This window comes from Intrasporangium sp. (assembly GCF_030452765.1).
Taxonomy (GTDB): Bacteria; Actinomycetota; Actinomycetes; order Actinomycetales; family Dermatophilaceae; genus Intrasporangium_A.
Genome location: NZ_JAKDLO010000163.1, coordinates 1 through 9809, shown reverse-complemented (window position 1 = coordinate 9809; position 9809 = coordinate 1). Strand labels below are relative to the sequence as shown.

The following is a 9809-nucleotide window of genomic DNA, read 5'->3' as shown; positions in this document are numbered from 1 at the left end:
CTCATCATCAGCCACCTCATCGCCGACGAGGAACGGTTCGACCGCAGCGTCAAGGTCCGCGACGGCAGGACGTGGTCACCGTGACCGCCGTCCTGCTGGAGTGGCCTTGTCGCCGGGGCAGGATCCCGGAATTGACGGTGCGCCGATGCCGAGCCACTCCGCGCCGGGACTCGGCCATGGCCGGATTGTCTCCGGAAAGCATGACGAGCCCCACCGAGCTCGTGCAGCTCACGGACTGCGTCCGCGGACATCTCGCGGACGCGTCCGCCAAGCCGATCACCGCCGCTCCGCCCGTCGACCCCGAGGAGCACGGCCGCCTGCCGGCCGAGGCCAGCTCGTCCCGTTGGCGAGCGGGCTTCCGAGCTCGACGCCTTCGTCGGCATCAGCCGGCGGTTGCCCACCACGACGCTGCGCCCATCGACACATGCGGCCGCGCCATGCCCGGGAACGTTGCGGAAGCCCGAGGCCACCGCACCGGGGAGACCGCGCGTGACGGCCTCCCGGGCGAGCAGCCCGCTGTCACCAGTCTGACGACCGGATATGCCTAGAGCGGCTCACCGACCGCGTGGGGCAGTCCCCCAGGATGAAGCGCGGCCACGATGAGCTCGTCACGCCCGTCGAAGGTCGCGGAGAGCGGCAGCGACGCCAGCCGCCACTGCAGCCCGCTGGGTGCGCCGCGGCGCGCGAGGGTCGCCACCACCTGGTCCAGGCGCGCGGGGAAGTGGTCTGGTCCGAGGAAGTAGGCCAGCTCGTCACACCAGGGCGGCAGTCCCTCGGCTACTGGCGATGTCGACCGATCCCATTGAGCCTGCATCTGTCTCTCCCCTCCCTACCGGCATCCACCGCCCCGTGCGGACGCGTGGCCTGCGTACCGGTGTCCGACATGACCGGCTCCTTATGGAGGGGCCCTGCGAGCCTGGTTGTTCAAGGGTGCGCTCCCTGCCCCGAAGAACCCCTGGCGGTTCTGTGAAGGTTTGTTTAAGAAGACCGATCGGGACCGGCCTCAAGATGCCGGGGTCCCGGCGGCTCCCTGCCGACCTCTTGCCCGGTGGCATTGTCGCCGGCGGCCGTTCCGGCACTCGCCGGCTCTTGAGCATGAGCGCTTCGAGGGCCACGATGAGGCTGGAGCCGGACATCGACAGTGCCGCGATCTCGGGTCGCAGCGTCAGCCCCACGTGGAGAAGAGGCCGGCGGCTATAGGCAGCGCGAGGACGTTGCAGCCGACGGCCCACCCGAGGTTCTGCCGCATCTTGCGCAGCGTGCCCCGCCCGATCCGCTCGGCCGTGGCCCGGTTGCCGCCGGAAAGCATGACGACCCCCGACCGGCCCGTCGTGGCGACGACGTCACCTGGCCTCGTCGTTGTCCCCTGACCGCCGTCGCGGCCCTGTCCCGGCCACGCGGGCCTGCCTCGTGCCCCGGCCCGGTCCTGGGGGCACTCGGGCTCACGCTCCCAGCGGGGCATACCGTGGTGCCCGTGCGTCGACTGATCCCTGCTGCCGCCTCGGGCGGCCTGCTGTGCCTCGCCTTCCCGACGTACGACCTATGGTTCATGGCGCCCATCGCGCTCGCCGTGCTGGCCCTGACCCTCGGCGGCACGACGATGCGCCAGGGCTTCGGACTGGGCCTCGTCGCAGGACTCGCCTTCTTCGTCCCGACCCTGCACTGGGCGGGGATCTACGTCGGCAACCTCCCGTGGATCGCCCTCGCCACGCTCCAAGCCCTGTTCATCGCCCTCTTCGGGCTGCTCGTCGCCTGGCTCACGAGCCCGGCGCGACCGGTCCGCCCCCTTGCGTTCGCGCTGGCGTGGGTCGTCACCGAGTCCTTCCGCTCGATCGCCCCGTACGGAGGCTTCCCGTGGGTGAAGCTGGCCTTCGGGCAGGCGGACGCCCCCTTCGGGCGGCTGGCCTCGCTGGGCGGCGCACCTTTCGTCGGCTTCGTCATCGCGCTGACCGGCGCCCTCCTTGCGCTCGCGGCGGTTGACGTCCGGCGGCGTATGCCGTGGGGCCGGGTCGCCGCGCCGACGGGACTCGCGATCGCGTTGGCGCTCGTCGGCCTGGCCGTGCCCCTGCCGATGGACGGCGAGACCGTCAACGTGGTCGGGATCCAAGGCAACGTCGCGCGTCCCGGGCTTGACTTCAATGCCGAGCGGCGTGCGGTGCTCGACAACCACGTCGCGACGACGCGGGCCGCGGCCCGGGACACGGCCGAGGGCAGGGCGCCCCAGCCAGACCTCGTCGTCTGGCCCGAGAACGCGTCCGACATCGACCCGATCCTCAACGGCGACGCCAACCAGCTCATCCGCGAGGTCGTCGACGAGATCGACGCCCCCGTCATGGTCGGTGGGCTGCTCGAGGCACAAGACGGCATACGGAACACCACGCTCCTCTTCGAGCCGGGGCGCGGCGACACCGACCGCTACGTCAAGCGGCACCCGGTGCCGTTCGGCGAGTACATCCCCAACCGCTCCTTCTGGCGGCTCTTCAGCGACAAGGTCGACCTCGTGAGGCGCGACTTTTTGGCCGGTGACGAGGTCGGCCTCTTCGACATCCAGACGGCCCGAGGCGAGTCGATCCGCACGGGCATCGGGATCTGCTTCGAGGTGGCCTACGACGACGTCATGCGCGACACCGTGCGGGCGGGCGCCAACCTCCTCGTCATCCAGACGAACAACGCGACGTTCGGCTTCACGGCCGAGTCGCCCCAGCAGCTCGCGATCAGCAGGCTGCGCGCCATCGAGTTCGGCCGCTCCGTCGTTCACGTCTCGACGGTCGGCCAGAGCGCGCTCATCACTCCCGACGGAACCGCCCACCAGGTCACGTCGTTGTTCACTCAGGCAGTGGTGCGCGGCGACCTACCATTGCGGGACGCGACGACGCTCGCGACCCGCGTCGGGGCAGCCCCCGAGTGGCTCGCCGCGACGGCACTGCTGGTGCTGGTGAGTTCGGGCGCGGTCCGGCGCCGGCAGTCTGCGGCGGGGCAGCACGGGCCCAGGGAGAACGCGCCCCGGAGCAAGGACGAGGATGACCGACCGTGAGCCCGTGACCGGCGTCCTCGTGCTCATCCCGAGTTCCAACCAGCACGAAGACATCGGCGATGACCCCCACCGTCACCCGCGACCAATGGCACGCAGGCGACCAGGCTCTGGACCGGCGTCGTCTGACTCAAGGGTTCGTTTGGCCCGGTTCGGAGATGGAGAGCAGCCGATGCCTCGTCCGAGGGAAACCGGTGGCGCCACCGGGGCCGGGTTTCACGGCGAGGATCTGGTTGACGCCGATGCGGTTGGACTGGAAGCCCAGTGCCGACCCGGCCATGTAGAGCCGCCACACCCGGGCTCGGCCCGCGCTCGAGAGCGCCACCGCCTGGTCCCAGTTCTGCTCGAGGTTGTTCACCCATGCGCGCAGGGTGTCCGCGTAGTGCTCACGCAGTGACTCGACGTCGCGGACCTCGAACCCCGCTGACTCGAGCACGTCGACCATCGTCGACAAAGGTTGCAGCTCGCCGTCGGGGAAGACGTAGCGCTCGATGAACGAGGTCTTGTCTCCCCTGGGGTCACCCGGGGGCCCGGGCCGACGCGCGATCGCGTGGTTGAGAAGCCGCCCACCCGGAGCCAGAAGGGTGTGCAGGTGGGTGGCATACTCGCCCAACTGGGAAAGGCCGACGTGTTCCGCCATCCCGATGCTGGCGATCGAGTCGTACGGCCCATCGGGCACGTCGCGGTAGTCCTGCACCCGGATCTCGACCCGGTCAGCCAAACCCTCCGACGCGACCGCGGCTCGGGCGAAGGCCGCCTGCTCCTCGGAGAGCGTGATCCCCACGGCCCTCACGCCGTACTTGCCGGCCGCGTGGATGACGAACGATCCCCACCCGCATCCCACGTCCAGCAGCCGCATCCCTTGGACAAGACCCAGCTTGCCCGCCACGAGGTCGAGCTTGGCACGCTGCGCGTCCTCCAACGTGTATGCCGCCGAGGGCGCCTTCTCGAAGTACGCGCAGGAGTACACCATCGACGGTCCCAGGACGAGCGCGTAGAAGTCGTTGCCCACGTCGTAGTGGTGGGAGACCGCCCTCGCATCCCTACCCCGCGTGTGCCGGCGACCGGACAGTCGGACCTCCTCCGCGGGCGGCCGAGGTGGCGGCCCCAGCGCGCGGAGACGCACGACGGCCTTGGCGACGGCGGCCGTGGTTTCGTGCCCGACCTGCACCCCAGGCCCCCGCTCGGGATCGGCGAGCGCGTCCAGGCGGGTCAGCACGTCGAGCAGGTCACCCTCGATCTGGATGTCCCCTGACACGTACGCGCGGGCGAACCCCAGCTCGTTGGGTGCCCAGAACAGGCGGCGCAGGGCGCGCCGCGACGTGAACCTGACGAATGCTGCAGCGTCCACCGGCCCCATCGAACTACCGTCCCAGCAGTCGATGCGCACCGGAAGGTCCGGGCCGAGAGCGGCGTCGACCAAGGGCCAGAGCGCTGTGGCGGCGTCCATCGCAACCTCCCAACGAGTCGAGACTCAGCGTACAGACGTCAACCTCCCTGATGGCGCCGACCGTGAGCGTCGCCGAGCGGTGGCCCGGACGCCATTGGATCTCCTCGGGAAAGCCCTCCTGCTGTGATGTGGGGCGCGGCTCGCCGGATCGTCCGCACGATCGGGCGTCGCTGGCGCCCTTGGGCGGAGGCAGAGCTACCGCGGTGCCTGCCCGAGCGGGAGGCAGCGTGGCGGCCCCCGGCCGGAGTTTCGGCGGTCCGGTTTGGCTCGACGGCTCGCCCATCGAGCGGCCTGCCGTCAGGCACGTGTCCGGGCGCGGATTCGACGAACTTCCCGGAACCTGCCGCACCACAACGGCGCCAAAGCCTTGTTCCGACCGGCGGCACAGCACAACCCATCCCGCTCAAGCCGGGAGAGCTGCCGATGCGCGCCCATGATCGACGAACCCAGACCTACTCTGCAAGGCGAGGGGATCTGATCGATGAGTTCTCTAGGCCGACCAAGCGGAGTACCGGCCGACGAGGCTTCGGAAATTGGGCGCTGGTTATGCTCCCTGCATGACGGAACACCCGGCGGCGGTGGGCCTTTACCTGCACGAGGCGGGCCACTTGGTGGTTGGCTCGGACGTCATGGCCGCGGTGGTGCTCGGCGCTTCGGTGGCCGCATGGCTGGCGGTGGGCTGGCTGCAGGCGCGCGCGGCAGCGCCCACTGCAACGTCCGAGCAGTGCCTGCGCGCGGTACCGGCGACCCTTAACGGGGCACTTACGCCACGTCGCACGCACGGGATCCAGTCGCACGCCGATGCAACCACGCAAGCGTTGGTGCCGGTCGGCCTTCGTGCCGCCTGCCAAAGCGTTGGTCTCCGGGTCGTCAGCCCCATGGCGGTGCTCGGGGGCATGTATCTCGCACTCAGCGGGCACCTCCCTCGAGGCCGAGCCCTGCTCTTGCTCGCCATCATCACCGCCGCCACGCTCACCGGCTTGTGGCACGTGTCCCGTCAGGTCAGGACGGTCCAGAAGCGTGGCTCGTGGATGGCTGCGCGGGGGCCCCACCTGACCGTTGCCAGAGCCGCCGGCGAGGTGCTTCTCGTGATGGCGGTGGTGCTGGCAGCAAGCGCGCTGTCGCACACGGATGGGAGAACGGTCAGCTCTGCCGAAGTGGCGGCCGCGGCGATTGCTGGCCGCGCGGTCAGCCTGCTCCGAGTACCTCCACACGGACTGCTCCTGGCGGACGTCTCCCTGGCGGTTTGGCTAGTCAGCGCACAGCTGTCTCCTGCTGCCGCGATTGGGACCGTTGCGATCTGGCGTGCCGGGATGTTCGTTGCATGGCTTGCCGCGACCCAGCCCAACTTGCGCAAGCACTGCCGCGCCCGCTCGACCTCTACCGCCCGTGAGACCGCCGGGCCCTCTGGGCACGTCTCATTCATGGCCGTGGACGGGCAACCACTTGCCGAGCTGACCTTGTCTCAGGTGCCCACCGGGTCAGCGGCCGGAGAGTGGCTTCATCGCCTGGCCTTCCGGGCTGTGAGCGTGCTGCCCACCTGTGTCGCGGCGCCGGTGCGCCGACACGTCTTCGAGGCGCTGTTCACGGCTGCCCCGGACCCGTGGCGCTACGACGAGCTCGCGTACGAGGGTCGTAAACGGGATCTGCTCGTCGCTCGGGTAGTGCCGCTGGCTCGCACCATCGTCGAGGTCGGGTGCGCCGACGGACACAACCTTGCCGCTATTGCGGCCGCTCATCCGGCAACACGCGTGATCGGTTTGGACATCAGCCCGACCGCAGTACGGGCGGCCACGGAACGAACCCGCTCCCTTCCCAACGTCCAGGTGGCTGTGTCCGACCTGCCGCATGCACTACAGACCCTGCGCGAACTCGGAGTGGGGGAAGTTGACCTGCTTGTGCTGTCCGAGGTCCTCTACTACGTCGGCGGGCCTGGACAGGTACGTCGGGAGCTTTCCGCGCTGCGGCCAGCACTGGATCCTTCGGCCACCGTGGTGCTTCTGCATCCGGTGGCTGACGGGGACCGGCTGCATCCGGCTGCGGTGTCGGCACTGGGCTGCACGACCGTCCGACGCGATCTGGTGGAAGACCCGGTCCGGCCGTTCGTTATCGAGGTCGCTCGCCGGTCATGGCTCCCCGATGCACAGGCGGCCACCGGTCGGGTGGTGACGGATCGCGCGCTGGCGGGATGTCCCTGCCCGGATTGCCTCTGGGACTCGGGAGCTCGACCGCCCGTGCCGGGCACGGTCTCGGGTTGCTCCTGCCCGGGAGGTGAGTAGACGGCGCAGCGCGGCCGGGTCCGTGCACCTGCGCGCGAACCTATCCCGGGCGACTGGCAAGAGAATTGCCGGCTGCACTGCTGCGGGCTGACTCCTTCGCCTCGGACGGTCGGCGACACGCTGGGTTCTCTCGCCGTAGATCGGGCGGCATGGCAATCAAGGGCGCGACTTCTCCCGTGACATTCCTTGCAGAGGTCCGGGTCGCCAGCCTCGCAGGATCACTTCAAGACGGGATGGTCCGCGGGGCATGTCCGTCGGGTTCGACGTCGCCGAGTCCGATGCGTCGCGTATGGACCAAAACCCAACTTGGGCGCGGTCGAGTGGAATCCTCTCTGAACGCGAGTGGACCACCCCTTCAGCTCCACGTGTGCCCAGACAGGCATAAGGCCCGGAGGGCCCGCCAGCGGACGGCCGAACTGACGCGACGTCGTCAGCGTCCCGCCAAGGGCGAGGTCCACGTACGGATCGCATTGCAGGACTTCGGCGGTCGCACCGCCTACCACTGCCACACCCTCGACCACGAAGACACCGGCATGATGCCCGTGGTCCAGACCACCGACTGTCCCGGCTGCGCCTCGTCGCTCGCGCGGACCGCGGCTCCCCTGATCAGGTCAGCCGCGTCAACCTGCTGCTGGTCGGGCCTGCCACGGGGGGAGGGTGATCGTGAAGGTGGCACCCCGGCCCGGCCCCTCGCTCTTCGCGGTGAGGGTGCCGCCGTGGGCCTCGATGAGGGCGCGGGCGGTGGTCAGCCCGAGACCGCTCCCGGGCGAGTCGGCCGCCTCGCGGTGAAAGCGGTGGAACAACTGCTTTGCATGCTGCGGTTCGAATCCCTCGCCCGTGTCCGTCACCTCGATCTCGGTGGATGTGAACGCATCCCCGCCGCGGATCCTGACCGAGACGGCTCCGCCGGCCGGGGTGTGTCGCAGCGCGTTGTCGAGAAGGTTCCCCAGCGCCTCACGGAGTCGGTCGGGATCGATCCGCGCCACGGGCGCCGACCGTGACGTGGGAAGGTCGGCGTGGAGCGTCACGCCGCGGGCGCCGTACCGCTCTCTTTGTGCGGATACGGCATGCTCGACAACGGGGGCGATCAACTGGGGCTCGCTGGTGAGGACGATCCTTCGCTCCTCGGCCCGGCTGACCTTCTCCAGGTCGGCCACGAGACGCTGCAGGTGCGCGGACTGGTCGGTCAGGACGCCGAGTGTCTCGGCATCGGGCGCGAGGATGCCGTCCTGGAGGGCTTGGGCGGTCGCCTGCAGGGAGGCGATGGGGGTGCGCAGCTGGTGGGCAAGGTCCGCCGTGAGACGACGGCGGTGCTCGTCCGTGACCTGGAGCCGTTCCGCGAGGCGGTTCGAGGACTCGGCGAGGGTGGCGAGCTCGGGCCCGAGGCCCGGGTCGTCGACCCGAACGCCATGATGCCCGTCAGCCAGCCGTTCCAGCAGTGACGCCGTCTGCTGCAGAGGCGCGGCCACCCGACGCGCGATGAGCCAGCTGATGGCGGCGGCGACCAGGGCCGCGGCGACGACCCCGATGCCAAGGGCGAGGAGAAGCGCCTGGTCGAAGGCGTTGTCGACGTGCTGGCGGACACCCGCATCGATCTCCGGAAGCTCGGCTCCCTGCAGGTGCAGATGGAACACGGGCGGGCCGAACAGCAACGCGGCCGTCAGGACGGTTACCGCTCCGGCGACGACGATAAGGAGGTTGTTGAGGAAGAGCCGCGGCGCCAGGCTGAGGCGCGACATCCACCCGACTCGGGGCCGCCTTTCCCCGGGGCGCTGGCCGGGACCGCCTTGGTCGCGGACCGCCGCCCGGGGGGTCATCCCTGCCCCATGCGATAGCCGACGCCGCGGATCGTCAGCACGTACCTCGCCTCGCGCGCGTCATCTGCGAGCTTGCGACGCAGGCGCCCGATGTGGACATCGACCAGGTGCTCGTCGCCCGCCCACTCGCCGCCGTCCCACACCCGCTGCAACAGCAGCGATCGCGAGAACACGACGCGAGGCCGTTCACTCAACGTGTCGAGCAGGTCAAACTCGGTCCTCGTCAGCTCAACCGGGCGCCCCTCGAGGGTGACCTCCCGGGCGAGGACGTCGATCACCAGTGCCCCGAACACCCGGAGCGCCTCGTCCGCTCTGTCCGCGGTCGCGTCTTCGTGCTCGATGGCACCTGACCGCCTCGGACGGCGCATGAGGGTGCGGATCCGGGCCATGAGCTCACGCGGAGAGAACGGCTTCGTGATGTAGTCATCGGCTCCGACGGCGAGCCCGACGAGCATGTCGACCTCGTCCGCACGCGCCGTCAGCATGACGACATAGGCGTCCGTGAACGTGCGGAGCGTGCGGCACACCTCGACGCCGTCCATGCCCGGCAGGCCCAGGTCCAGGACGATGACGTCAGGGTCGTTCTGCCGCGCGATGTCGAGGGCGGTGGGACCGTCGCCGGCGCTGTCGACCTCGAAGCCGTCCGCCTCCAGGTAGCCCACCACGACCCGGACCAGGCTCGGTTCGTCGTCCACGACGAGGGCTCGGGGCGACGCGGTCCGCGCCGGGGTGGCGTCGGGCATGTTCAGACGTCCTCCATGGCGACGAACGAGCCGTGCCAGGTGTGGTACCACACGGCACCGGTCGTTGCGTTCACCGAGAGCATGCCGACCATCTTGCCGCCAGCTGCGGTGTGAACGGTGTAGTAACCGGGGTAGGCGTCGGTGGATTTCACGCTCTCGCCCGGGCGATTGGTGGTCAGCCACGCCGTGGCCGCCTGGGTGGCCTGCTGCTCCGTGAGCGTGCCCGTCCGGCTTCCGGTGTTCCACATCATCGCCGGGCCGGGCTCTGTCTGAACCGTGCCCGAGGTCGGGTCGACGAGCACTTCCGTGGTGGCGGCACCGGTGAAGTCCTTTAGCTCGACGTCGAAGTTGTTGGTGAACTGCATGACCTCCCCCGGGTGCAACCCGCGCGCGGTGGCGGCCTGCGCCGCACGGGCGCGGGCCGGCGCGATCGAGGCGACGGGCTGGCCGTCGCCGACCAGCCAGATCTGCCCTGCCATCATGCCCCCG

8 protein-coding genes and 1 pseudogene are annotated in these 9809 nt (G+C 69.9%); 3 read left to right on the top strand and 6 right to left on the bottom strand.

What is annotated here, in order from left to right:
- Positions 1–544: 544 nt before the first annotated feature.
- A complete protein-coding gene (locus tag L0H79_RS17395) occupies positions 545–814 on the bottom strand; it encodes a hypothetical protein (RefSeq protein ID WP_301485911.1) in 270 nt (89 codons plus the stop codon).
- Between the two features lie 351 nt (positions 815–1165).
- On the bottom strand, positions 1166–1462 hold the full coding sequence (locus tag L0H79_RS17390; RefSeq protein WP_301485910.1) for a hypothetical protein: 297 nt from the start codon (positions 1460–1462) through the stop codon (positions 1166–1168).
- Positions 1463–1474: 12 nt separating this feature from the next.
- Here L0H79_RS17390 and lnt point away from each other — a divergent pair, with 12 nt between their 5' ends.
- Positions 1475–3034 carry an apolipoprotein N-acyltransferase gene (gene lnt, locus L0H79_RS17385; protein WP_301485909.1) on the top strand — a complete coding sequence of 520 codons (1560 nt, stop codon included), beginning with the start codon at positions 1475–1477 and terminating at the stop codon, positions 3032–3034.
- A gap of 127 nt (positions 3035–3161) precedes the next feature.
- Here lnt and L0H79_RS17380 read toward each other — a convergent pair whose 3' ends face one another.
- Complete coding sequence (locus tag L0H79_RS17380) at positions 3162–4481, bottom strand: cyclopropane-fatty-acyl-phospholipid synthase family protein (RefSeq protein ID WP_301485908.1); 1320 nt, start codon at positions 4479–4481, stop codon at positions 3162–3164.
- Between the two features lie 557 nt (positions 4482–5038).
- Here L0H79_RS17380 and L0H79_RS17375 point away from each other — a divergent pair.
- On the top strand, positions 5039–6760 hold the full coding sequence (locus L0H79_RS17375) for a bifunctional 2-polyprenyl-6-hydroxyphenol methylase/3-demethylubiquinol 3-O-methyltransferase UbiG (RefSeq protein ID WP_301485907.1): 1722 nt from the start codon (positions 5039–5041) through the stop codon (positions 6758–6760).
- A 149-nt stretch (positions 6761–6909) separates the two neighbouring features.
- A pseudogene (locus L0H79_RS17370) lies at positions 6910–7302 on the top strand (multicopper oxidase domain-containing protein); the annotation flags it as partial.
- A gap of 78 nt (positions 7303–7380) precedes the next feature.
- Here the strand turns inward: L0H79_RS17370 and L0H79_RS17365 are convergent.
- From L0H79_RS17365 to L0H79_RS17355, 3 genes are all read right to left on the bottom strand, one after another.
- On the bottom strand, positions 7381–8499 hold the full coding sequence (locus L0H79_RS17365; RefSeq protein WP_301485906.1) for a cell wall metabolism sensor histidine kinase WalK: 1119 nt from the start codon (positions 8497–8499) through the stop codon (positions 7381–7383).
- Between the two features lie 74 nt (positions 8500–8573).
- Complete coding sequence (locus tag L0H79_RS17360; protein WP_301485905.1) at positions 8574–9320, bottom strand: response regulator transcription factor; 747 nt, start codon at positions 9318–9320, stop codon at positions 8574–8576.
- Between the two features lie 2 nt (positions 9321–9322).
- Positions 9323–9809, bottom strand: a 487-nt coding sequence (locus tag L0H79_RS17355; RefSeq protein WP_301485904.1) for a hypothetical protein, incomplete at its 5' end; no start/stop codon positions are given.

Bases quoted from the DNA above. Each gene is read 5' to 3' on its own strand.
- L0H79_RS17395 (WP_301485911.1), bottom strand. From the start codon at position 814: ATGCAGGCTCAATGGGATCGGTCGACATCGCCAGTAGCCGAGGGACTG.
- L0H79_RS17360 (WP_301485905.1), bottom strand. From the start codon at position 9,320: ATGCCCGACGCCACCCCGGCGCGGACCGCGTCGCCCCGAGCCCTCGTC.
- L0H79_RS17380 (WP_301485908.1), bottom strand. From the start codon at position 4,481: ATGGACGCCGCCACAGCGCTCTGGCCCTTGGTCGACGCCGCTCTCGGC.
- L0H79_RS17390 (WP_301485910.1), bottom strand. From the start codon at position 1,462: ATGCCCCGCTGGGAGCGTGAGCCCGAGTGCCCCCAGGACCGGGCCGGG.
- L0H79_RS17365 (WP_301485906.1), bottom strand. From the start codon at position 8,499: ATGTCGCGCCTCAGCCTGGCGCCGCGGCTCTTCCTCAACAACCTCCTT.
- L0H79_RS17375 (WP_301485907.1), top strand. From the start codon at position 5,039: ATGACGGAACACCCGGCGGCGGTGGGCCTTTACCTGCACGAGGCGGGC.